General features: G+C 57.1%; 22 protein-coding genes and 1 pseudogene. 11 read left to right on the top strand and 12 right to left on the bottom strand.

Annotated elements, in window-relative coordinates:
* Positions 1-12 precede the first annotated feature (12 nt).
* A pseudogene (locus GAO09_RS10605) lies at positions 13-822 on the top strand (IS66 family transposase); the annotation flags it as partial.
* A gap of 5 nt (positions 823-827) precedes the next feature.
* Here GAO09_RS10605 and GAO09_RS10600 read toward each other — a convergent pair.
* The 7 genes from GAO09_RS10600 to tssI all read right to left on the bottom strand — a co-directional run bounded on the left by GAO09_RS10600 (position 828) and on the right by tssI (position 7,713).
* Entirely contained in the window at positions 828-1,238 is a 411-nt protein-coding gene (locus GAO09_RS10600; protein WP_235938032.1) for a hypothetical protein, read from the bottom strand.
* 421 nt (positions 1,239-1,659) lie between these two features.
* Positions 1,660-1,950 carry a PAAR domain-containing protein gene (locus tag GAO09_RS10595; RefSeq protein ID WP_338015069.1) on the bottom strand — a complete coding sequence of 97 codons (291 nt, stop codon included), beginning with the start codon at positions 1,948-1,950 and terminating at the stop codon, positions 1,660-1,662.
* Between the two features lie 21 nt (positions 1,951-1,971).
* A complete protein-coding gene (locus tag GAO09_RS10590; RefSeq protein WP_153353984.1) occupies positions 1,972-2,706 on the bottom strand; it encodes a hypothetical protein in 735 nt (244 codons plus the stop codon).
* Entirely contained in the window at positions 2,706-3,254 is a 549-nt protein-coding gene (locus GAO09_RS10585; RefSeq protein ID WP_153353983.1) for an SMI1/KNR4 family protein, read from the bottom strand. Before GAO09_RS10585 ends, GAO09_RS10590 begins: the two co-directional genes overlap by 1 nt.
* Positions 3,255-3,281: 27 nt before the next feature.
* A complete protein-coding gene (locus GAO09_RS10580) occupies positions 3,282-4,136 on the bottom strand; it encodes an HNH endonuclease (protein ID WP_153353982.1) in 855 nt (284 codons plus the stop codon).
* A 60-nt stretch (positions 4,137-4,196) separates the two neighbouring features.
* Positions 4,197-5,258, bottom strand: a complete 1,062-nt coding sequence (locus GAO09_RS10575; protein WP_153353981.1) for a DUF4123 domain-containing protein — start codon at positions 5,256-5,258, stop codon at positions 4,197-4,199.
* Positions 5,259-5,340: 82 nt separating this feature from the next.
* Positions 5,341-7,713 carry a type VI secretion system tip protein TssI/VgrG gene (gene tssI / locus GAO09_RS10570; protein WP_153353980.1) on the bottom strand — a complete coding sequence of 791 codons (2,373 nt, stop codon included), beginning with the start codon at positions 7,711-7,713 and terminating at the stop codon, positions 5,341-5,343.
* 312 nt (positions 7,714-8,025) lie between these two features.
* Here tssI and GAO09_RS10565 point away from each other — a divergent pair, with 312 nt between their 5' ends.
* The gene (locus GAO09_RS10565) at positions 8,026-8,943 is read left to right on the top strand and encodes a hypothetical protein (RefSeq protein ID WP_153353979.1); all 918 of its coding nucleotides are present in this window, start codon (positions 8,026-8,028) and stop codon (positions 8,941-8,943) included.
* Positions 8,944-9,115: 172 nt separating this feature from the next.
* Positions 9,116-9,502, top strand: coding sequence for a helix-turn-helix domain-containing protein (locus GAO09_RS10560; protein WP_153353978.1), 387 nt, complete (start codon positions 9,116-9,118; stop codon positions 9,500-9,502).
* Between the two features lie 28 nt (positions 9,503-9,530).
* Here GAO09_RS10560 and scpB read toward each other — a convergent pair whose 3' ends face one another.
* Together scpB and GAO09_RS10550 are read right to left on the bottom strand one after the other, a co-directional pair.
* Positions 9,531-10,223 (bottom strand): SMC-Scp complex subunit ScpB, encoded by a 693-nt coding sequence (gene scpB / locus GAO09_RS10555; RefSeq protein WP_153354139.1) that lies wholly within the window; start codon positions 10,221-10,223, stop codon positions 9,531-9,533.
* A gap of 2 nt (positions 10,224-10,225) precedes the next feature.
* A complete protein-coding gene (locus tag GAO09_RS10550; RefSeq protein ID WP_153353977.1) occupies positions 10,226-11,179 on the bottom strand; it encodes a DUF1403 family protein in 954 nt (317 codons plus the stop codon).
* 234 nt (positions 11,180-11,413) lie between these two features.
* Between GAO09_RS10550 and GAO09_RS10545 the strand changes: the two genes are divergently transcribed.
* From GAO09_RS10545 to GAO09_RS10530, 4 genes are all read left to right on the top strand, one after another.
* On the top strand, positions 11,414-11,668 hold the full coding sequence (locus GAO09_RS10545) for a type II toxin-antitoxin system Phd/YefM family antitoxin (RefSeq protein ID WP_111564548.1): 255 nt from the start codon (positions 11,414-11,416) through the stop codon (positions 11,666-11,668).
* Positions 11,668-12,069 (top strand): type II toxin-antitoxin system VapC family toxin, encoded by a 402-nt coding sequence (locus GAO09_RS10540; RefSeq protein WP_153353976.1) that lies wholly within the window; start codon positions 11,668-11,670, stop codon positions 12,067-12,069. Before GAO09_RS10545 ends, GAO09_RS10540 begins: the two co-directional genes overlap by 1 nt.
* A 1-nt stretch (position 12,070) precedes the next feature.
* Positions 12,071-13,153, top strand: a complete 1,083-nt coding sequence (locus tag GAO09_RS10535) for a site-specific integrase (protein ID WP_153353975.1) — start codon at positions 12,071-12,073, stop codon at positions 13,151-13,153.
* 111 nt (positions 13,154-13,264) lie between these two features.
* On the top strand, positions 13,265-14,335 hold the full coding sequence (locus GAO09_RS10530; RefSeq protein ID WP_153353974.1) for a site-specific integrase: 1,071 nt from the start codon (positions 13,265-13,267) through the stop codon (positions 14,333-14,335).
* A gap of 29 nt (positions 14,336-14,364) precedes the next feature.
* On the opposite strand, the gene GAO09_RS10525 is transcribed toward GAO09_RS10530, so the two are convergent.
* The 3 genes from GAO09_RS10525 to GAO09_RS10515 all read right to left on the bottom strand — a co-directional run bounded on the left by GAO09_RS10525 (position 14,365) and on the right by GAO09_RS10515 (position 15,527).
* Positions 14,365-14,778: a type II toxin-antitoxin system VapC family toxin gene (locus GAO09_RS10525; protein ID WP_153353973.1), complete on the bottom strand. Its 414-nt coding sequence runs from the start codon at positions 14,776-14,778 to the stop codon at positions 14,365-14,367.
* Positions 14,775-15,023, bottom strand: coding sequence for a type II toxin-antitoxin system VapB family antitoxin (locus tag GAO09_RS10520; protein ID WP_153353972.1), 249 nt, complete (start codon positions 15,021-15,023; stop codon positions 14,775-14,777). The genes GAO09_RS10525 and GAO09_RS10520 overlap by 4 nt, the downstream gene beginning before the upstream one ends.
* A 171-nt stretch (positions 15,024-15,194) precedes the next feature.
* Positions 15,195-15,527: an ArsR/SmtB family transcription factor gene (locus tag GAO09_RS10515; protein WP_153353971.1), complete on the bottom strand. Its 333-nt coding sequence runs from the start codon at positions 15,525-15,527 to the stop codon at positions 15,195-15,197.
* 100 nt (positions 15,528-15,627) lie between these two features.
* Here GAO09_RS10515 and GAO09_RS10510 point away from each other — a divergent pair, with 100 nt between their 5' ends.
* The 4 genes from GAO09_RS10510 to GAO09_RS10495 all read left to right on the top strand — a co-directional run bounded on the left by GAO09_RS10510 (position 15,628) and on the right by GAO09_RS10495 (position 20,510).
* Complete coding sequence (locus GAO09_RS10510; RefSeq protein WP_153353970.1) at positions 15,628-16,728, top strand: NADH:flavin oxidoreductase/NADH oxidase; 1,101 nt, start codon at positions 15,628-15,630, stop codon at positions 16,726-16,728.
* Between the two features lie 375 nt (positions 16,729-17,103).
* Positions 17,104-18,567 carry a sensor histidine kinase gene (locus GAO09_RS10505; protein ID WP_209018686.1) on the top strand — a complete coding sequence of 488 codons (1,464 nt, stop codon included), beginning with the start codon at positions 17,104-17,106 and terminating at the stop codon, positions 18,565-18,567.
* Positions 18,568-18,936 (top strand): response regulator, encoded by a 369-nt coding sequence (locus GAO09_RS10500; protein ID WP_153353968.1) that lies wholly within the window; start codon positions 18,568-18,570, stop codon positions 18,934-18,936.
* Between the two features lie 26 nt (positions 18,937-18,962).
* Positions 18,963-20,510 carry an HWE histidine kinase domain-containing protein gene (locus GAO09_RS10495; RefSeq protein WP_153353967.1) on the top strand — a complete coding sequence of 516 codons (1,548 nt, stop codon included), beginning with the start codon at positions 18,963-18,965 and terminating at the stop codon, positions 20,508-20,510.
* Positions 20,511-20,860 lie beyond the last annotated feature (350 nt).

The following is a 20,860-nucleotide window of genomic DNA, read 5'->3' as shown; positions in this document are numbered from 1 at the left end:
CGGTACTGACAGCGCGGCAACTATCAGGACTATGTCCTCAACGATGCCGCCTTCGCCCTTCTGCAAGACCGACAGGTGGATCCCGCCCTTCTGGCGCGCTTGAACACGGGCGAACCACGGCGGTTTTCCAACCAGGTTCCATTTCTTGGCCATCTGGCGGAAAAGGGTATCGACATCTTTGACAGGGACATCATCCGCCCGTTTGCCGAGGCCGGCATCTGGGGTTCCATCCGCCATCATGGTCTTGTCGGCAATGCAGTGATCGTCTCCGACGATGCCGGCCAGTTTCGGGTCGGCACCCATGCGCTGTGTTGGGTCCACGCAGAGCGATTGCTGCACAAGTTGATGCCGGCGACGCCGGGCCAAGTGAAGCATGTCGAGACTTTGCGCGAACTGATCTGGCTCTTTTACAAGCTTCTGAAAGACTACCAGCGAAGACCCAGTCGGCGTGCAGCCAACGCTCTGGGGGTCAGGTTCGATCGAATATTCTCCATCCGCACCGGATATGGCGATCTCGACAAACTGCTGGCTCGGCTGAAACGCCGCAAGGCCGAGCTGCTGCGCGTTCTCGAGCGACCTGAAACGCCGCTTAATACGAACGCGTCGGAAAGAGATCTGCGCAGCTTCGTCACCAAGCGAAAGATTTCAGGCGGCACGGTCAGTCGCAATGGCCGGGAGGCACGCGACAGCATGCTTGGTCTGATGAAGACCTGCCAGAAGCTCGGCCTGTCGTTCTGGCACTATCTTTGCGATCGGTTGGGCATGGGCGGACTGGAACGGTCCATTCCTCCCCTGGCCACGATGATCGCCGCCAGAGCCTGAGCACATCAACGGCGATCAGGCTTGGGGAAAGCAACGATCTTATCCGACGCTCTCGTACCGGCCCCACCTGACGTGCCCCCTTCTGACTTGGGCCCATCTGACCTGGCCTTGCCCGTCATGACCTCATCCAGCGTATCGAGCACATGGGAGCCGGTAAGCCTCAGCAGCGTCGGCGACACGTTCCACTGTCGCTCATCGTCGGTATGCACCGTCACCGTTTTCTTGTTGCGGCGAATAACGATGCCCCGGATCGTTGCTCCACCAGGACCTTCGAACGTCACGCCGCTTCCGACCCGAATGTCCTGCAACGCAGCTGCAGTCCGCTGATGATGCAGGAACTGCAGCCGTTCGACGATGCGCGCATTGAGTTCGACCAGGGCCGCCTCGTCCAGGTTATCAATGTCGATCCGCCGCATGGTCTGCACCCCTTTGTTGTTGCCGAAAACACCATGCCAAGGGTAGCACACGGACGCAATCTCGCCCTCCGCACTGCCCGTTATCGGGCACTGCCACCAAATCAGCCCCGCTTACGTTCAAAAAAACTCGAAATTTCCGATCTGCCGAAATCGTAAGCCATTGATTTCATGGTAAACGAAGTCCTACAGGAACGCTATCTTTAAGTTTGGGTTCCTCACATGGTATGGTTGGCGGTTGTGCGCCTAACCATCGATAAGTAATGCTTATCGTGGCTTATTGATTTCGTTTCGATGGATGTCTGTCGCCAAAAATTTACATTTGCCTCTTGGTGTATGTCTCTACGAGATCTAACAGCCGGAACTTGATGGGGAGTAGAGTTTCCGGCAATTTTATAACGTCGTTGACGTAACTGCATCCACGCTAATCAACCCTCACTGTGGGTACGCCTTGCACAATTTTGCCGCCGTGAGACGTAGGATCTCCAATTCGTGCGATAGCTTTTCCGTTTATGCGTGCGATTCTGGATCCGGCGGTGATGGGGTCTACGCAGCCAGCGCCAACACAAAGTGTTCTGTCACCAACAACTGCCACAGAGATACCATTTACTCTGACCTGTGCTTGGCCGGTAACCACTGGTCCTCCCACATGCGGCTTAGGACCAGGATCGATTTGAGGACAAACATGATTGTTACCAATCACGGCGATGGGCATTCCCATGCTTTGATCCCTTCATTAAACATTGAGTGGCACACCCAGCACCTTACCTGCTTCGCCACGAAATCGCAGCATGCCGTCGAACCGGGGTAATGGAAACAGGCAGCGTCCTGTCCCATGATGCAAAGGATTAAGCTCTATGAGCCGGACATTCCAATTGTTCACGGCTCCTTCAATCACCACGTCGGCTGCTACATCATCAACGTGACAGTTATCCTGCAGCCAAACGCCAAATCGGGAAAGCGCGACGTGGATCTCTGCCAGGTTTGAATAGATTTCGGTGAATTGCCCATTGTCATGATATTGCGAGGCGCCGACCACCCTCCGATCTTGCATGAAAACGCGAAACTCTGATGCGGGATCGATGGCACGCCATTTATAAATCTCGAGGCGCCCAGGATAGCGATCTGGAGGCGCGCTGGACAGCAGCCGTGATATCCGCAATGGCACGTCGGAAAAATAGAGGTCGACATCCAACCGATCCGCAATCTTGCCATCGGTAAGCTCAAAAATTCGCGTGCCTTTCCAGCTGAAACCGCACACTTTCATGAAGATGCCGTCGTGTTCTGCCGCCAGTGTTTCAAGTTGTCTTGCAATGGCCACAGGCTTCTCACCGTCAGCCAATGACCGACGGTCCTGCATGGAAAGGGACAGGTCAGCCAAACAATCCTCGGCCTGTAGGATCAGTGCCTGCGGCCATTGGTGTCTTGATACGGCTTCGTGTTTTTCTAGCTGTTTTAGATCAACTGGCATCACCAGTCCTCGGGTGGAGGAATAATCTTCTCAGTAACGAACTCCGTAAAACTCTTGGCCACGAAGCCGATGTGTTCATTGTGCGTTCCACCAAAAGACACATTCATGTTAACTGGCCAGAGGTAAACATATCCGCGCTGGGGACCATCCGAGATATCGATAACGTAATCAGAGCCCCCGTTGTCGTGGGAGATTGGCAGATAATGTCTTGGCAGGAAGCCAAGAGACTGATCGCCATGAACAAAGAACTGTTCCATCTCGGAGATTACATTCTCGACAGGCCAGATAGTGACGATGAAATAAGTCGTCTCGTATTCTGCAACCTCAGCGAACGCAGCTTCAGAAAGGTCCTCGCTGCGCAGCCACTCAACCCGTACGGCCGCCCCCATGTTGTCGGGGGGCATGTTGATGCTGGCGCCATTGCAGGTTTCAAGGAACTCCCGGTAATCCGCGGGAAGTTTGCAGGACAGCGTGCTTTCGATCCGATCAAGTTCGACCGCGCTGGCCGAGGATTGTCGTGACTTGGCATATTCGGGAAGTTTAAACATGAGTGCCTCCAGTTATTCGTAGAACCTTCAATATTCGGACCATCCAAGCCAGCTTCGACTTCCCACATGTGGCGGGCCTCCCTGCGTCGGATTGTGGAGCCCCTTGGGCACGAGTTGCATGCCTTCCGGCGTGTGATGCCACGTATGTGTGTCAGTCAGTCTGGCGAATGCCGCTTCGTCGTATTTTCCGGTTTGTTGAAGCATGTCCTTATACTGCGTGAAACTCTTTCGGATGTCGCCGCTCCCTCTTGTCATCTCGAATGGCATGGTCTTGCCACCTCCAGGAAGCGACACGGCAAAATTGCTATAGTCCGGCATACCTTCAACAAAAGGGACACCGCCTTTGTCGTTGATCAGTTTCTGCATATCGGGTTTCAGGTTCGAATTTGCATCGGGGAACCACTTGCTGTTGCCAGGTTCGCCCGCCCATCGTCCCCCAGCTGGCAGGTTCATTTTTCTAGCGGCTTCAACACATTTTGCGCATCGCTCACCGCGCTTGTAGCGTTGGTAATTCTCCCACATCTCCTTGCGTGTCGCCCGCAATGCCTTTGTCTGAGAAAGTACGGCGATCTTCCGTTTGATGTTGCTGTACTTCGCCAGCTTGTTGATGATCGGCATGTACTTGCCGCCACGCGAAATCCATTTTCCGACCTTGCCCGCATCGCCGAGATATGGAACCATACCCAGTAGCGAGGTACCGACCGAAAGCCAGTCACCGCGCGCCAAGCCGATCAGAGCGCCGGCGCCGTCAGAGACGGGCGTGGGATCGAAGATGCCGGCGACATCGGCCGTCATCTGCGCAATTTCGCCGGCGGTGAAATTATTCTTGATGTAGTTGAAGGTCTCGCCCGGAATGCCCTCCAACTGCCTTTTGAGGCTCAAAAATTCCGGATCGGATCCGATCGTCCGTTTTGCGCTTCCGAGGTGATTAGACATGGTCCGTCACGCCGCCTCCTCTATGATCCGCACCCAATGCTCCTCGTCTCGTCCACGCTCTGCGGCATTCCAATACCGTTGCGGCGTCCGTGTGTAGAGAATTTCCAGTCTTTCTTCTGCTGGAGCCGGCAGAACGAGAACTTTTTTGAGGGCCGGCACATCGTCGAAGTTTGGAGAAAAGCGCCACATCAGTGCTGCGAACGCACATATCTCCGCCTCGGTGAAAATCTTGTAATGTCGAGCCTTGATTAGCGCGGCTTCCGCCATGATCTGCATGTGCGATAGCGTGAACAGGTTGCGACTGTCGGGGAAGTAGTCGAACAGGTAATTTACCACGCTATCGATCATCAGCACCGGATTGCGTAGGTAGGGCGCCTCAAGTTGTGCCTGGGAAAAAGTCAAATAAGGTCTGACGGACGAACCGCTCATGTCGATTTGCGGTAGCGGGACTGGCTGAAACTGTGAGGGAGAAGGCGGCTCGTCACGACCATCCCAATCGGGCGCAACAATCGTGAGACGCTCCAGCTGCCCCTCATCGGTCAAACGGTTCGCAACGAGCACGAAACGGCTAAATTCCGCATATACGGTACCGATACCATCGAAAAAAGCTTCTCGCTGCTGGCGGGAAAAAACATCAACGAAACCGTTGAATAGCAGCGGGTCGAAGAAGCGGAAGAAAATCAGCTCTCCCGCTGAGTTTTTCACCTTAATGAATTTGCGGAAATGATTGGCGTTCCAATCGAGCGAATTCGATGATGTGAAAAATATGCAGCCTCGCGTTCCATAAACTTCCTCCATTATCCAGTCCAACGTGCTCGTATTGGACCCGATTTTGACAAGCCATGGCGAGCTATCAGCGTGGTTTTCGCGAGCCTGTCCCCTGTAGAGACACTCACATTCGTCAGTCATCGCCTGCAACACAGTGGAGATGACATTGGGATTGCGGGAGGCGTCGATTATTGCAAAGAGATGGTGCTGCTCGACACCGGCTTGGGAAAGCTGGTCTACTCCATCAATCAGATTCTGTGCGATAAATGCTCTTTGCTCTTGCGTGAATATCTCGGACATCCTGAGAGCCTCGGTGTGACGTTTTGAGGAAGGCCAGCGTCATCATGTCAACGGTGGCGCGAATTGTTAGATGGACCAATTCTCACGAAGTCTTCGCACTGGTCGCCGAACAATCTTGTACAAACGGCTTTTCCGAGGATAGGTTCGTACCATCCGGAGAACCGCTCTCGATATCGAGTTGCGGACTTTTCAGCCAGATGTGTTTGGCTTTGATCGTTACGCCGGTCTCATCAATCGTAATCGTGCCGCCTGGGCCACCAATCACCATTTTCTCCTTCGCCATCAGAGTGTATTTTTTTGTGCGCGAGAAAATGCTCTGCTTGGCCTCCATTTCATAGGTTTCCCCGACCAGTTCTTTTTTCATTTTGCCCACGGAAGTTGTCTGGGTGTGGCCTACGACGGTGTTCTTGTAGAGGCCAATCTGCTCGGTACGAGCAAGACCGACCGTGTCGGACCTGAATTTCTCGATAACGGTGCTGAACACTCCCGATCCAGGCAAGAGATTGGAAAGCAAATCGCCTATCGAACTACCTTTTGAAGCTTGATCGGTTCCACCTACAGTTCGATGATTCGCTGCCTGGCTAAACTCCGTATTGGCGTTCATACTCATGGCCTCTGCAGCCTGTCCCACCTGCGCTACAGCGTTAGCGAATTTCGACACCCCTTCGCTTCCGGTTTGGCTGGCATGTTTTTGCATGAATTTGCCACCAGCAGAGACAACAGAACTTAGTATGCCAAGGAGCGCAGATCCGCCGCCCCCGACCGAAAGGGTCCTGTTTCCAGCCACTCGTTCCTGGTGGTTCCCGCCAACATCGACGTTTCTGTTTTGGCCGATGCTTTCAATTTCGTGAGCTTCAACCCGTTTATTGCGGTTGTTAAGCACTTTGATGGTCTGATCCTTCTGGGCATGGAAGAACATGTTCTCCTTGCCCGCCTCGTCTTCGAAGGACATTTCGTTGAAACCTTGGCCCTTGTGCGTATTCGAGCGAATGACCATGCGCGTCTTATTGGCCGGCAAGTCATAAGGAACAGAATTGCTCGGGTTGGGCACGACTCCGGTCACCAGCGGCCGGTCCGGATCACCATCAACATAGGCAATCATCACCTCCATGCCGATGCGTGGAATGACCTGCCCGCCCCAGGTTGAACCTGCCCAGCTTTGCGCGACACGCACCCAGCAGGTATCGGATCCGTCCTTCTTGGCCTTGCGGTCCCACGGGAACCACACCTTGATGCGGCCATACTGGTCCGGATGGATTTCTTCACCCTCGGGACCCGCGACGATCGCCACCTGCGTGCCCTCGATGCGCGGCCGTTTTGTTTCCCGGTGCGGCGTCATCGGCACGCGGGACGGCACGGCTTCGAATTCGTTGCGATATTCCGGTTCGTTACTGTTGGTCTCGTAGGAGCGATCAACCACCGTCTGAACCAACTTGATGACTACATGTTCGTCATAAGCATGATCGGGATGTGCGACTTCGTAAGGGGTGAAACGACGGCCAGTTTCAATGATGCGCGATGTTGAGGCGCCATAAACCCTGTCATGATCTGCTTCCGACGCCTGCGACCGCAGTTTTTGAGCACGCTCGGCCTCGGCCACCGATGAGATACGGGCCGGGTATTCGTAAAGCTCGCGCTTGGTGGCATCCGGCATCTGCACTAGAGACGGCGTCATCGTGCCCGGCACCATGCGCGGCGTCTCGAAATTCCAGTCGGCGCCGGCACGTTGGCCTGGAACGTAAGAAAACTGTCGTGCCCATTCGTTAATGTGGTTGCGGTCGGACGATCCTTGAGCCAGGCGCACCCTGCCCTCGCCCTGCGCGGACGGTGATGGTCCAAGCCAGCCATTGGCGGTGTCGGCGACATGAAGCTTGTGCTTGCCATCCTCATGGCTGAACCAGTAGAATAGCCCGTCTTCCTCGAAACGCCTTGATAAATAAGCGAAATCCGTCTCGTTCCATTGAACGGAGTAATGCTGTTTGGGTGGTGATGTAATCACGCCCGATGTGTCCGGTGCCGGAATGCCATGTTCGGAAAACAGGATCTCGGCGATTTCCACCGCGGTCTTATCCATCCAGATGCGGCAATCGGAGCGGCGGGTGAGCAGCCACATCTGCGGTCGCAGTACCATCGCATAGGAGCGCAGGCCGCGGGTGATTGGCGGACCTTCGTTCAGCTGGGTGACAAGGCCGTTGAACGGGCGGCGGATGGCAGAGCCGTCTTCGCCATCACCCTGCTGCACTTCCACCGAGACATCGAGCAGCCTGCCGATCAGTTCTTCTGGCTTGATCTGCGCTTTCTTGGTGCGGGCGACGAGACGGATCTCGAACAGCGAGGAAATGCCTTCCTCGATGGTCACGCGCTCGGGCAGAAGCTGATCTTCTCCCAGCGGCGAGTTGATTTTCAGGATACGGCTCGCCTGGATGAAATCGGCGGCAGAAGATGCATTGTCCATAAGTGGCTCCGGCAATCTGAAAACCAAGAAAAGCACCACGGGAACCAGAAAGCGGAAACCAGTGATGCCAAAAAATGCACGTCTTAATCGCGGCGAAAACTAGAGCCGCGATGCGGCAGGTCAACCCTGAATGGGCGGCGATTTGTAAATAGGGGGAATTTACGGGACCCAGCAGTTGCAAAAGCTGCAGCGGAATGCGGGCATTGTCTGTTGCAAAAATCGGCGAGACCGGCATCTTTGGTGCCGCGCTTCGATCGAACCGGTTTCGGCTTGGGGTGCGGGATGAGGCAATGCAGGCAGGCGGACGAACACTTGGCCAGAAAAAAAGACGACAGGCAAACGATCGCGCCGCCCGCAGATGACGCCGACACCTATGCGCTCAATCGCGAGGAGCCGAATGAACGACGTGGCGGTGGCTGGACGGTGGCACTGCGTCGCCGTGGCACAAAGATCGTCCGGCTGTTCAAGGACAGTATCTACGGATCATCGGATACCGCCTATGCCCAGGCACGTGCTTATCGTGATGCCATCATCACCGCTCTGCCCCCGCCGACCAATCTCGAACAGGCGGTAAAAATCCGCAAGAACAACAAGAGCGGCATCTCAGGCGTGCGCCGGGTCGAAACCGAAGAGGGTGACGTCTGGCAGGCGACGCTGATGACCAATGAGGGCCAGAAACGCGAGAGCTTTTCAATCGGCCGCCTTGGTGAGGAAGCGGCGAAGTCAATGGCGATTGCGCAGCGCATGCGCTGGCTGAAAGCGCTGCCGGTCAAACATCTGGCCTATGCCCATCATGCCGAAGAGATCACACGCCAGAATTTTGACTATCAACTCGATGTCGTTGCCGATGTGGCGCCGCAGGTGCAGATCAGCGAGGAGGAGGTCATTGCCCGCATCGTTGAAATCAATGACCAGTTCGATGCCTACCGCCCGCCCCGCCTGAAAGTACGCGTCAAAAGCTATGGACATGCACGACTGGCAGTAGCGGTCTCCGATGGTGGTTCACCAGCCAAGCGCAAGCTGGTGCATGTCAACACGGCGAAGATGACGCATGGCGGCGTGCTGGCCGCTGCCGGTAAAGTTCAAGAGGTCGTGGAAGAGATCTACAATGCTGATGTCGCCCGCTGGTTTGCAAAGGAACATGGCAATGCTCTGCTGGCGCCGGAGAGCTTTGATCCTGCGATCGGCTTCAACGTCACCGTCTGGGTACCGGTGGAGCTTATCAACTGATGCCTGTGGAGCACAATGCCGTCGCCAGCCGTTCGTTCGCCTCGTCAACTGCCCGCTAAACCTCATTGGGCAAACTTGAACTCTCCCAGAAGAGCGCGCAGCGCGGAAACATCTATGCAGGGACACGGGCATGCCCCATCCCCCTATGAAAACCGAGTAAGAGGAAACTGGCATGCAAAAAAAATCACCAAACCCAATAGACGTCTCGGTTGGCGAAAACTTGCGCCAGTTCCGGCAGTTTGCAGGAATAAGCCAGAGTTCTCTCGGAACTGCGCTCGGGCTTACTTTTCAACAAATCCAGAAATACGAGAGCGGCATTAACCGAATTAGTGCAAGTCGCCTTCAGGAAATAGCAACGCTCCTCAACGTTAACGTCTCAGCTTTTTTTGGAGAGGCTAAGCCAGTTGCTATTGCCGATGGGGCCTCGATTGACCCGGCAGACCCGATTATCAGATTCCTACAAACAAGCGAAGGGCACACTCTGAACAAGTCTTACTGGAAACTTCCCAAACGGCTCCGGCATCAGATTTTGGAATTAGCTCAAGCCATATCGAACTAACGGTCACAGTTGCTCCCGTCTCATACCGTCACTCTATGTCGTCGTTCGCTCCATCAAACTCAAACGCTGCGACCCCGGTTTGGGCCGCAAGTTGGCCCAGCATGCCAGCGTCCTCAAGCGCTTCGATGTCCGGCAGATCCCGTAGCGTCTCCATGCCGAACGTGGACAGGAAATGCTTGGTGGTCACGTAGGTGTAAGGCGCACCCGGCGTCGGGCTGCGCGGCCCAGAGCCGATGAACCCCACGGCCCGCAAGTTACCGATAACGTCGCGGCTGACCTCCTTACCAAATATTTTCGAAAGCTCGCCGCGAGTGACCGGCTGGAAATATCCCACCGCCATCAGCACCATCGCCTCGAACTCCGAGAGCGCAGCCACCCCTCCCCTCGTCGGCGCCGAAGACGCGCGGATCGTCTCGGCGAACCGCGGCCGCGTTCGATGGTGCCAACCGCCGGCGACCAAGACCAGTTCATAGGGTCGGTCCCGAAGTTCCTCGACAAGATCGTCGATCAGCAGATCGATGCTGCAGTCTTTTCCGACCACCCGCGCCAGCGTCTCGCGGCTAACGGGTTCGGCAGAAGCAAAGATTACCGCCTCCACCCGCATCATCCATTCCCGCCAGCGCAGATCTGATGGCAAGTCTTCGAGCTCGCGATCGAAGAGCACGTCCTGTCGTTCTTTAGCCTGACGCCGACCGGTCTTGGCTGTGCACGCTTCCGCCATGGTCACAACCCAAATATCCGGAAGGAGGTGCGGCCGGACAGCTCCCGCACCGCCTCGAAACTTTCGAGACGCTCGAACAGCCGTGTGGCCGCCCAGCGCGACAGACTGCTGCCGGGCACCGAGGCCGGCACGGCGTCTTCGTTCAGCAATCTACGGATGACAGGCTCGGCGCCCTTGGTGCGCACCTTCGGCGCCACGGATAACAATAGCGCCGCACGACGATCGATTTCGACGGCGGAGCGCAACGCGGCGTCGACGCCGTCGAACAGCGCCATACAGATTGCTTTGGGATAGGCCGGCTCGCCTGGGCGAACCCGGCCGCGTCCGCCGATGGTACGGAACGAGGGGCCAAACCGTTCGGGCAACAGCAGCGGCACGGACTTCGGCCAACTCAGTTTATGCGCCAGAACGGCCTCGGCCAGCCCAAGCGCCAGCACCTCGGCATCTGGACGAACGGCAAAGATCGCCGTAATAAGGTCCGCCACCGCGAAGGGTGCTGCTCGCCCGGACTGGATGGCAGAATCGACGATATCGGGAACTGAGGCAAGTCCGTCGTCCCACCGACTGCCAGAAAGATCGGCGATCTCCTTTACGAATGAGGTGGAGACTGATGCGGATCGGCGCATCAACATTCGTGTTGCCAGAAACAGCTTTCCGGCCGGGCCGGGATCGTCACCGGCGACGGTCAGCAGGACGGCGTCCCGGATAGCACCTTCGTCTTCGCTGCGGCCAAGCATCTTGGCAGCGACGGCAGCCGATTTGAGGGCAAGCCGATCGCGCCAGCAGCCGAGCCATGAAGGGTCGGCGCGGATCAGATCGTCGAGCAATTTCAGAGCGATGCCAGCGCCAAAGGCGGCGTCTGTCTCGTTGATGTCGCGACCACGCGACAGTGCCCATCCCGGCACGCGGTGTGACCAGGCAGGTAGGGCTGAAGCGGAGCGCGCGAATGAATTCATGCGTCGACTTTAAATCGAATGCGCAGTTTATGCCAGCAATATTGCGCTTAACCGCACGGCATGTCGGCGATATAATACGTCCGATAATCTTGCATTATCGGACATCTTTGCTATTATCAATGCATACGCCACAAACGCCAAGATTTTACTTTTAAATGCGCATTTCGCCGCTTTCAGATAATCGAGAACGGTGCTAATTGTGGCTAGACAGCCTAGCTAGATCGGAGCAGATTCATGGATTGGCAGCTGCAGGACGCTAAAAACCAATTTTCGAAAGTAGTGCAAAAAGCCCGCTTTGAGGGCCCGCAAGAGATAACCGTGCGTGGCGAGCGCACGGCGGTTGTCTTGTCCGCAAAAGACTATGACGCTTTGCGCGCAGGGCGACCGACTTTGGTCGATGACCTGCTTGCCGGTCCGCCTTGGGATGACGCCTTCACCGACGCGGTCGACGCACGGGCCAAAGTCTCAAGCCGCGACGTGGCCTTTTGATGTATCTAGTGGATACGAATATCGTCTCGGAGGCAAGGCGGGGCACACCACAGGCAGTGTCGTGGCTGCGCTCTGTCGATCCTCTCAGCGTCCACTTGAGTGCGCTGACGCTTGGTGAGATCATGCGTGGTATTGCCTTGAAACAAAAAACAGATCCCAGGGCTGCGGCACATCTTGCCGAATGGCTGCGCAAGCTGCGCCACGATCATGCTGAGCGCATCCTCACGGTGACCGACGAGATCGCAGTCGAATGGGGCCGCATCGCCGCGATCCGCCCGCGCGGCGACATCGACGGGCTGATCGCAGCCACTGCAATTGTCCATGACCTGATCCTCGTCACTCGCAACGTCAAGGACTTTGAGGATACAGGCGCAGCCGTGGCCAATCCATGGGAAGCGTGAGATGAGCGACATTCTCGGTGGACGAGCTGTGGCGGACGAGCCTTCCATTTCCAGAGCAGAAATCCCCTCCCCTGCCCCACAACCGGGGTCCAGCCTGTCGGGCCACCTGCAAGACCTCACCGATCGCGCGCGGAGCTACGTCGAGGCAGCCAGCTCAATCAACACTAGAAAAGCCTACGCATCCGACTGGAAGCACTTTTCTGCCTGGTGCCGTCGCTCCAGTCTTTCCCCCCTCCCGCCACATCCGGCGACCGTCGGTCTCTACATCACAGCCTGCGCCTCGGGATCCGTTGACCGCGGAGCAAAGGCAAATTCCGTTTCGACGATTGAGCGCCGCCTCTCGTCGATTTCGTGGAATTATGCGCAACGCGGCCTGAGCCTCGATCGCAAGGACCGGCATATCGCCATTGTCATGGCCGGCATTCGTAACAGCCATGCCCGCCCACCGGTCCAGAAGGAAGCGGTCATGGCGACCGACATCATCGCCATGCTAGAAACGCTCGATCGCGGCACCCTGCGCGGCATGCGCGACCGGGCGATGCTGCTAATCGGCTTTGCTGGAGGTCTTCGGCGCTCCGAGATCGTCGGCCTCGATCTGAAGGCGGACCAGACTGAAGACGGCCGCGGTTGGATCGAGATCATCGACAAGGGCATGCTTATTACCCTGCGCGGTAAAACCGGATGGCGAGAGGTCGAGGTCGGCCGCGGATCGGCCGATGCGACCTGCCCGGTCGCCGCAATCGAGATCTGGATCAAGTTCGCTAAGCTGGCTCATGGCCCTCTTTTTCGCCGGGTGACGGGGCAAGGGAAAGCTGTCGGCTCGGAACGGCTGAACGACAAGGAGGTCGCTCGGCTTGTGAAAAGGGCCGCAATGGCCGCAGGCGTGCGGGGCGATCTCAGCGAGTTTGAACGCGCCTTCAAGTTCTCCGGCCATTCCCTTCGCGCCGGCTTGGCTTCTTCCGCTGAAGTCGACGAGCGTTACGTCCAGAAACAGCTCGGTCATGCTTCAGCGGAGATGACCCGTAGATATCAGCGGCGGCGGGATCGCTTCCGCGTGAATCTGACCAAGGCATCAGGACTTTAGTCGGTCCCTCCCCTACTCAGGAGTGAAATCGTAAGGGAAGATTTCAGCGACGAATTTCTCGCTTAGCGCTTCAATTGAAATCGGGAGCTAAGATCCACAGCCGTACTGCCAATGGAACGCCGCGACGAGTTGGCGGAACTTCTGACCGATCAGGATGTCGAAACGCTACGCCACTTGGTCAACGAAGGCATGGGCGAAAATACCCTTCGGGCACTCACCTCCGATCTCGCCTATCTGCAGGCCTGGTCGCTGGCGGCGACAGGCACCTCTTTGCCATGGCCGGCCCCTGAGGCGATGCTGTTGAAATTTGTCGCACACCACCTGTGGGATCCGGCAAAGCGTACTGACGACCCCAACCACGGCATGCCGGCCGATGTCGAGACGAGCTTGCGCGACCAACGTTTCCTGAAAGTCCTAGGTCCGCACGCGCCCGACACGGTGCGCCGGCGTCTGGCCACCTGGTCGACGCTGACGAAATGGCGCGGGCTTTCCGGCACCTTCTCCTCCCCTGCCCTCAAGTCTGCCATCCGCCTTGCCGTGCGCGCGACGCCACGGCCCCGAAAACGCAAGAGTGCCAAGGCGGTCACAGCAGACGTGCTGGCAAAAATGCTGGCGACCTGCGCAAGTGGCAACCTGCGCGACCTCCGTGATCGGGCGATTTTGATGGTGGCATTTGCCTCCGGCGGCCGTCGCCGCAGCGAGATCGCCGGACTGCGCGTCGAGCAGCTGACCAAAGAGGCGCCGATCGCAGTATCCGATAGCCCTCCCCTCCCCTCTCTCGCCATTCATCTCGGCCGGACAAAAACATCGGGCGCCGATCATGACGAGGTCGTCTATCTCACCGGTCGTCCGGTGGAAGCGCTCGATGCTTGGTTCGCGGCTTCAAACGATACCGGCGTTGTCTTCCGAAAGGTCGATCGGTGGGGCAATGTTTCGAAGCGGGCGCTAGAGCCGAGTGCGATCAACGCAATCGTCAAGCAGCGGGCGGAGATGGCGGGGCTTCAGCCTAGGGAGTTTTCTGCGCACGGGCTGCGATCCGGCTATCTGACTGAAGCAGCAAACCGCGGCATCCCCCTACCCGAAGCAATGGAACAGTCTCGACATCGTTCAGTCCAACAGGCTTCAAGTTATTACAACAATGCCACTCGGCGCAGCGGTAAGGCAGCGCGGATGCTGAGTTAACGATGTCTACCGGACGTCAGCTATTGACGTCAAAAATCCCAAGGAGATATCAGTTCCAGTCCCGTGGTTTTGAAGTCCTTGAGATTGCGGGTGGCGAGACGCCCACCGTTAACACGGGCAATGGCTGCGATCATACCGTCAGGCGCCGACATTCCCTGCCCTACCCGCGAGGCTATGCCCATGATTTCTCCGTAGGCGAGCGCAGCCTCTTCCGTAAGGCCGAACATGCGATCGGAAAAGCGGCGCCGCCAGTTCGCCAACCCCTCATCCAGGCGCTCCGCCCGTTGATCCGGACGGATCTTCTGGATGCCAAACGCGATTTCCGCAACAACAACGGTCGGCAGAGCCAATTCTACATCGTAGCGTACCAACCAAGCGATGACGGCACTGTCTGGCGCCTTCTTCAAGGTCTCAGATACGACATTGGTATCCAGGAAAATCAAAGCTCAATCCCTTGATGAGGGATCCGGTTAGCTTCGATCACCACATCCAAATCGATATCCGTGCCCGACTGCGCAGTGATGCGCTTATAAAATTCAGATGCCGGCTCGCGGCCCGCTTCACGGGCTTCATAGGTCTCCAGCGCGCGCTCGACAATGTCGGCGATCGTGCGGTTTTCGCGGCGGGCAAGTCGGTGTGCCAGATCTCGCGCCTTAGAACTGCGAACGGAAAGCTGTGGTGCTGCCATAACGAACTCCTTTGCCTCCACTATACAGCTCAGCCCACTTGCCATCAAGATGGCATTAGCCACCTTGATGGCAGCCCTTTTGAGAGCCAATAGACGTGGTGCCAAGTTGTATTTTTATGTAGGTCACCGGCGACCAACATTGGCAGATGCAAGGCCTCTGTCAAAGCGGCTCTAGCAGCCCAGTCGCGTCTCACCCTTGCCGTTGGGGATGGCTGCAGCGACGACATCAAGCAGTCCAGGGAAACGCTCGTCAAGCTCGGCGCGCCGCAGCATATTCATGTGCGTGACGCCTTCGTTGCGGGTCCATACCAACCCTGCCTCGCGCAATACCCGAAAGTGATGAGACACGCTAGACTTTGGTCGCCCGCCATCCAGTGCACTGCAACTGGCCTCGTCGGTGATGCAAAGTTTCTGCACAATCTCGAGGCGCACGGGGTCGCTCAACGCGTAGAACACTTGCTCGATGCTGACTTCTTGAATGGCTGGGTGCTTCATAACTCTCATGACACCACCCTTAGCATCGAAACAGGTCTATTGCCATTGTTCTATTGTAATCGAACTAACGAAGAGCTAGATCACCGCCACGATGAAACGGAGTACCATCATGGCCAAGCTTTTCGATACCTTTAGCCTCAAAGGCATCACCCTGCGCAATCGGATCGCGGTATCGCCAATGTGCCAGTACATGGCGACCGATGGCATCGTTTCCGATTGGCACCTTCCGCATTATGCAGGCCTAGCACGAGGCGGTGCGGCGCTGGTCATTCTCGAGGCAACTGCTGTCTCAGAAGAAGGCCGGATCACTCCTTCCGATCTAGGCATCTGGAACGACGCACAGGCCGAAGCGCTTCGCCCGATCGTCCAGGCAATCAAGGCCGCCGGTTCAACACCGGGCATCCAGATCGCCCATGCCGGCCGCAAGGCCAGCGCCAATCGTCCTTGGGAAGGTGACGATCACATCGCCGATGGTGACCCGCGCGGCTGGGCAACCATTGCCCCCTCGGCACTCGCGTTTGGTGGAGATCTCGGAAAGGTACCTGCCGAGATGACAAAGGAAGATATCGTTCGCGTGCAGCAGGATTTTGTCGCTGCAGCGGAGCGCGCGCGGGATGCCGGGTTCGAATGGCTCATGCTGCATTTTGCCCACGGCTATCTCGCTCAGAGCTTCTTCTCCGTGCATTCCAACCAGCGAACGGACGAATATGGCGGAAGCGCTGAAAACCGAGGTCGGTTCCTGCTGGAAACCCTCGCCGCCGTGCGCAAAGTCTGGCCTGAGGATCGCCCCCTCACCGCCCGGTTCGGCGTGATCGAATTCGATGGGCGCGACGAAGAGACACTCCAGGAGTCGATCGCGCTCGTCAATCGCTTTAAGGCGGCGGGCCTTGACGCTATCGATGTCAGCGTCGGGTTCTCCACACCGACGGCTCAGATCCCCTGGGGTCCGAATTTCCTGGCCGAGACCGCAGCACGTGTCCACGCCGAGACTGACCTGCCAGCATCGATGAGCTGGTTTATCAGCGACCCCGAGCAGGCCGACGCTCTCATCGGGGAAGGGAAGACGGATCTTGTCATGCTTGGCCGGCCCCTGCTCACGGACCCGCACTGGCCGTATGCCGCCGCAAAGAAGCTAGGCATCCAAGATGCGGCCTGGGCAACTCTACCGCCTGCTTACGCGCATTGGCTGGCTCGCTACCGAAGCAACTGAGCCCATACCAGCAGAGCCGCGTGCACCGACGTCCGTTGACTTCGAAGCACGCGGTTAGGCGTCATGGAGCCTGATCCGGCCGTTTGCCTTCATCCGGTCGTGTCGGCCAACCTGACGGAACCTTTCGACGAGCAAGAGCATGTCATGATAGTGGCTGCGTTGCCGGCGAAGGCAAGACTGGCGGCTGATGACCTTTCGATTCTGGACGGTATAGCCGCTGTGGAGCCCGCCAACGATACACCTCTCCCCTTCGACCCGGCTCGCTAACACGATCTTGACGTCGACGCTCCTTTTGTTGCCACCCCGCACCGTCCGTAAGGAACGAAACAGACTGCGATGCGTTTCTGCGCGAGCGCGGGCAGGGGAACGCAAGAATTGTCACTGGAAGCCAATCCAGACTGTCGCCGGTTGAGCGCGAATTTCGACTGGGCAACATCACCATTAGGGTCTCAGAAAAGCTGGTGCGTTGAGCTGCAGACGCTGCTCAGCGTCATGCTCGGCTCGCTGCAGCCGATGCTGATCGTCTGGGGCCCCTCGCAAACGACCCTGTATAATGATGGCTATGCGGCGATGTGTGGCAATCGTCATCCGGCCGCGTTTGGCGGGTCATTCCACGATCTCTGGCATGACATTTGGGATCAAGTCGATCCCATTATGACTGATGCCTATAATGGGATCGGGACGGCAATGGATGACATTGAGTTCCTGATGCATCGGAAGGGTTATCCGGAGGAAACGCACTTCGCGTTTTCATACACCCCTGTTCGTGACCCTTGGGGTACGGTGCTCGGGATGTTTTGTGCCTGTACCGAGATCACGGCGGAGGTTGCCCTGCGACACGCAGAGCGCCGGGAAAAGGAACGTTTCAAGCAGGTCTTTGAACTTAGCCAGGGTGGCATCGCCATGCTGACCGGTCCCGATCATGTCTTCGAATTCGCCAATGACGAATACTATTCGATGATTGGGGTCGATCGCGACATCATTGGTAGGCCTGTTGCGGAGGCGATGGCCGAGGTCGTGCGCCAGGGCTTCATCGGGCTTCTCGATAGCGTCTATACGACTGGCGAGCCCTACATCGCCAGAAACCTTCCGATCGAGCTCAACCGCGGCGCCGACGGCGAAAAGCAAAACCGTTTGATTGACCTCGTCTACCAGCCGATGCGTCAGGACGACGGATCGATCAGCGGCATTCTTGTCCAGACCCGTGACGTTACGGAGATGAATGCGGAAGAAGAGCATCGCCAGCTCCTGTCGCACGAACTCGGCCATCGTCTCAAGAACCAGCTCGCCATGGTCCAATCGATCGCCTCGCAGACATTACGCAATGCCGAGGACCTGACCTCTGCGCGTAAAAAGCTTTCAGAACGTATCGGCGTGCTGAGTGCGGCGCACGATACTATCTTGGAAGGAGGGAGGGGCGCCTCGACCGTCATTCAACTGGTCGAGCAAATGACAGCACTCTACGACGATCCCGGCAATCCCCGGATTAGTCTTTGCGGACCAAGGCTTAAGGTCGGCTCCCGCCCTTCCCTGTCATTATCCCTGATCCTCCACGAGTTAGCAACCAACGCCGTCAAATACGGCGCCTTGTCGACCACGGAGGGGGAAATTATTTTAAACTGGCGTGTTACAGGCCCCAAGTCCGACAGGTTCGAAATGTCTTGGGTTGAGACCGGTGGCCCATCTGTGGCCGTTCCGCAGAACACTGGCTCAGGCCTCCGGCTCATCTCGGCAGGGCTGAACGGCACAGCAGATAGCAAAGTCACACTCGATTTCGAAGAGAGCGGGCTGCGATGCACGATCAGCGCCGACCTCGACACGTTTCAGCAGGAGCATTGAATGTCGATAAAGCTACCGGTGCTTCTTGTAGAGGATGATGGCCTCATCCGCATGGATCTTGCCGATGTCTTGGCAGACAGCGGTTTTGCCGTCATCGAAGCTGCCAACGCCGACGAAGCATTGATGGAGCTGGAAAAGGCACCTGGGGTGCAGGCGCTTTTGACGGATATCGACATGCCGGGATCGATGAATGGCATTGCGCTCGCCAAACTCACGTCCGCTCGCTGGACCGGCTGCAAGATCATTGTGATCTCGGGACGCTACAAGCCACTGGATGGTACCCTCCCCACAGGCGCTCGTTTTCTCTCCAAACCAGTCTCAGAAGACCAACTCGCAGCGACCCTGCTCGAGCTTGAGGTCACCCCATAAATCACCGCCGACCGAACGGAACGATAATGCTGATGCCTGACGTTCAACCCGAGACAGTTTTTGCTCCTCGCAGTTCGTGGAGCGAAACCGAGCGATCGGAGGCACTCCACAGCTTCGACGTCCTCGATACGCCAAGAGAAGCCGACTTCGATGAACTCGCGAGGGTCGCATCCGAGATCTGCGGAGCGCCGATAGCCGTCGTCAATCTCGTCGACACTACCCGGCAGTTCTTCAAGGCTGAAGTCGGCCTCGGCGTCCGCTCTACTCCGCTTGAGACCGCGATCTGCGCTCATGCGCTTCTTGAAGCCGAGGTCATGGTCATTCCGGATGCCACCAAGGATCCTCGTCTCGACTGCAATCCACTGGTGACCGAGGCGCCTTTTCTTCGCGCCTATGCCGGCGCGCTCCTGAAAACCGAAGAGGGATTGCCGATCGGCACCATCTGTGTCCTGGACTATCGGGTGCGCGAGTTCACCGATGCGCAGGTTTCGATGCTGCAGTTTCTTGCCCGGCAGACTATGGCACATCTCGAACTGCGCAAGACGATAGCGGAGCAGCAAAAGCTGCTGGCTCGGGCAAAGTCAGCCGAAGCCGAAAAAGCGAAATTCGAGATGGTTGTTCGCCAGGCTTCGGATTTCATCGGTATGGCCGACGCATTCGGGAAGGTCGTGTTTCTCAATGATGCAGCGCGGGCTCTGGTCGGACTGGAAGTCACCGACACCATTCCGCAAAACGTGCAGGAGTTCATCGCCGAGAGTGATCGCGCGATCTTCGCCCAAGACGTCAAGCCGCTCATCAAAGCCGGCCAGAGTTGCGAACGAGAACTGCGGCTGCGCAATTTCAAGACAGGCGACCTGTTTCCGGCCCTCTATAGCATGTTCCCGATGAAGAATTCCGATGGATCGATCGTTGGCTTCGGGGTCGTAACGAAGGACTTGACGAGCCAGAAGGAAGAGGATGAGCGTCGAAAAAACGTGATCTCCGAGGCAGCGCACCGGATGAAGAACACATTGGCGATCGTCGAGGCAATTGTATCGCAAACCCTCCGGAATGCCTCAAGCCTAGAGCAGGGGCGGGAGTCGATCTCGAAGCGCGTAAAGGCCTTGGCAACGGCTCAGGATATCCTGACATCAGCCGAAGGTGCTTCGGCAGATATCATTAGCGTTCTCGACAATGCCTTATTATCTCATGATCCGGGCGGACTGCGTATAAAGTCCAGCGGCCCGTCTCAAGACTTGACTGCAGCTCAAGCGCTCGGTCTTTCCCTTGCCATCCACGAGCTTGCAACCAATGCGGCAAAGTATGGAGCGCTTTCGGGTGAAAAAGGAAATGTCCAAATTGAATGGACTGTCGCCGAAGATGGGAAGTTCGAACTCACTTGGGTGGAAGAGGGCGGTCCGGTTGTCATCCCACCGTCAAAAATGGGGTTCGGCTCCAAGCTGATAGGCAAAATGGTCGGCCCCTATTTCAGCGGGACGGTACTTCATGACTTCTGCCCAGATGGGGTTCATTTTCGACTGATGGGCAAACTGCCTTCCTACGGAGCCTCTACCGAAACATCGGCAACAGACTAGGTACCATCGCTGACGGCCGCTGTCCGTCTTTAAAGCTGCCAACCGGGTTTCATGGCAGCAACACTCGGGAGCCCGAGGCAAGGTATATTCGACAGCGAAAGTGCTATGCCGACTTGTGTCCGTAGCAGTGCCATCAGCTTCGGCCCAGTGAGAACTCCTCTTTCACTCCGCCTAGTCAGGTCGCACAGATATGTGGTTTTGCACTTAAACCAAGACAGTGCAGAATGTGGCTTGCGAGATTGTCTAGCCTAACCACAAACGGCCGAATTTTATCCGCGAGAAGTCTTCGTCGACTCATTGACCCGATACCTTCGGATGATGTTTACGATGCACGCCTGAAACACCGCCTT

This window comes from Endobacterium cereale (assembly GCF_009617585.1).
Classification (GTDB): domain Bacteria; phylum Pseudomonadota; class Alphaproteobacteria; order Rhizobiales; family Rhizobiaceae; genus Neorhizobium; species Neorhizobium cereale.
This window is presented reverse-complemented; position numbering and strand designations above follow the sequence as displayed.

Coding starts and splice junctions, on each gene's coding strand:
- GAO09_RS10600 (WP_235938032.1), bottom strand. CDS start 1,238: ATGCGGCGGATCGACATTGATAACCTGGACGAGGCGGCCCTGGTCGAA.
- GAO09_RS10595 (WP_338015069.1), bottom strand. CDS start 1,950: ATGCCCATCGCCGTGATTGGTAACAATCATGTTTGTCCTCAAATCGAT.
- GAO09_RS10590 (WP_153353984.1), bottom strand. CDS start 2,706: ATGCCAGTTGATCTAAAACAGCTAGAAAAACACGAAGCCGTATCAAGA.
- GAO09_RS10585 (WP_153353983.1), bottom strand. CDS start 3,254: ATGTTTAAACTTCCCGAATATGCCAAGTCACGACAATCCTCGGCCAGC.
- GAO09_RS10575 (WP_153353981.1), bottom strand. CDS start 5,258: ATGTCCGAGATATTCACGCAAGAGCAAAGAGCATTTATCGCACAGAAT.
- tssI (WP_153353980.1), bottom strand. CDS start 7,713: ATGGACAATGCATCTTCTGCCGCCGATTTCATCCAGGCGAGCCGTATC.
- GAO09_RS10560 (WP_153353978.1), top strand. CDS start 9,116: ATGCAAAAAAAATCACCAAACCCAATAGACGTCTCGGTTGGCGAAAAC.
- scpB (WP_153354139.1), bottom strand. CDS start 10,223: ATGGCGGAAGCGTGCACAGCCAAGACCGGTCGGCGTCAGGCTAAAGAA.
- GAO09_RS10550 (WP_153353977.1), bottom strand. CDS start 11,179: ATGAATTCATTCGCGCGCTCCGCTTCAGCCCTACCTGCCTGGTCACAC.
- GAO09_RS10545 (WP_111564548.1), top strand. CDS start 11,414: ATGGATTGGCAGCTGCAGGACGCTAAAAACCAATTTTCGAAAGTAGTG.
- GAO09_RS10540 (WP_153353976.1), top strand. CDS start 11,668: ATGTATCTAGTGGATACGAATATCGTCTCGGAGGCAAGGCGGGGCACA.
- GAO09_RS10535 (WP_153353975.1), top strand. CDS start 12,071: ATGAGCGACATTCTCGGTGGACGAGCTGTGGCGGACGAGCCTTCCATT.
- GAO09_RS10530 (WP_153353974.1), top strand. CDS start 13,265: ATGGAACGCCGCGACGAGTTGGCGGAACTTCTGACCGATCAGGATGTC.
- GAO09_RS10520 (WP_153353972.1), bottom strand. CDS start 15,023: ATGGCAGCACCACAGCTTTCCGTTCGCAGTTCTAAGGCGCGAGATCTG.
- GAO09_RS10515 (WP_153353971.1), bottom strand. CDS start 15,527: ATGAGAGTTATGAAGCACCCAGCCATTCAAGAAGTCAGCATCGAGCAA.
- GAO09_RS10510 (WP_153353970.1), top strand. CDS start 15,628: ATGGCCAAGCTTTTCGATACCTTTAGCCTCAAAGGCATCACCCTGCGC.
- GAO09_RS10500 (WP_153353968.1), top strand. CDS start 18,568: ATGTCGATAAAGCTACCGGTGCTTCTTGTAGAGGATGATGGCCTCATC.
- GAO09_RS10495 (WP_153353967.1), top strand. CDS start 18,963: ATGCTGATGCCTGACGTTCAACCCGAGACAGTTTTTGCTCCTCGCAGT.